The sequence below is a fragment of the Streptomyces sp. NPDC006339 genome (genome assembly GCF_040612775.1).
Classification (GTDB): Bacteria; Actinomycetota; Actinomycetes; order Streptomycetales; family Streptomycetaceae; genus Streptomyces.
Map to the genome: position 1 here is coordinate 1 of NZ_JBEXQW010000122.1, position 1,268 is coordinate 1,268.

The 1,268-nt window shown below is 68.4% G+C and carries 1 protein-coding gene; it reads right to left on the minus strand.

Features of this window, described 5'->3' with window-relative positions; genetic code table 11:
- The coding region (gene ilvB / locus ABZ135_RS38785) for a biosynthetic-type acetolactate synthase large subunit (protein ID WP_356703134.1) at positions 1-1,268 on the minus strand (1,268 nt) is incomplete at both ends.

A 1,268-nucleotide genomic window follows, 5' to 3' on the forward strand; every position in this document is an offset into this window, starting at 1 on the left:
CCCATCGCCTCGGACAGCTTCACGAAGTCCGGGATACGCGTGCCCCGCGCCTCCGGATTGACATCGTCCGGACCCGAGTGCAGCACCGTGTTGGAATACCGCTGGTTGTAGAACAGCGTCTGCCACTGACGCACCATGCCCAGCGCGCCGTTGTTGATGATGGCGACCTTGATCGGGATGTTGTTCAGCGCGCAGGTGACCAGCTCCTGGTTGGTCATCTGGAAACAGCCGTCACCGTCGATCGCCCACACCGTCCGCTCGGGCATGCCGGCCTTCGCGCCCATGGCCGCCGGCACCGCGTAGCCCATCGTCCCCGCGCCGCCGGAGTTCAGCCACGTGGCGGGCCGCTCGTAGTCGATGAAATGCGCCGCCCACATCTGATGCTGACCCACACCCGCGGCGAAGATCGTGCCCTCCGGCGCGAGCTTCCCGATGCGCTGGATGACCTGCTGCGGCGACAGGCTGCCGTCCTCCGGCAGGTCATAGCCCAGCGGGTAGGTCTCGCGCCAGCGGTTCAGATCACTCCACCAGGCGGTGTAGTCGCCCTTGTTGCCCTCGCTGTGCTCGGCCTGCACCGCCTGAACCAGATCGGCGATCACCTCACGCGCGTCACCCACGATCGGAACGTCCGCGGCACGGTTCTTCCCGATCTCCGCCGGGTCGATGTCCGCGTGGACGATCTTCGCGTACGGGGCGAAGCTGTCCAGCCTGCCCGTGACGCGGTCGTCGAAGCGGGCTCCGAGGGCGACGATCAGGTCGGCCTTCTGCAGCGCGGTCACCGCGGTGACCGCACCGTGCATGCCCGGCATCCCCACATGCAGCGGATGACTGTCGGGGAACGCGCCCAGCGCCATCAGGGTCGTCGTCACCGGCGCGCCGGTCAGCTCCGCCAGGACCTTCAGCTCGGCGGTGGCGCCGGCCTTCAACACGCCGCCGCCGACGTAGAGGACGGGCCGCTTCGCGGCCGTGATCAGCTTCGCCGCCTCGCGGATCTGCTTGGCGTGCGGCTTGGTCACCGGACGGTAGCCGGGCAGGTCGGTCTGCGGCGGCCAACTGAACGTCGTCCTCGCCTGCAGGGCGTCCTTGGCGATGTCGACCAGGACGGGCCCGGGCCGGCCGGTGGAGGCGATGTGGAACGCCTCCGCGATCGTCCGCGGAATGTCCTCGGCCTTCGTCACCAGGAAGTTGTGCTTGGTGATCGGCATCGTGATCCCGCAGATGTCCGCCTCCTGGAAGGCGTCCGTACCGATCGCCTTCGACGCGACCTG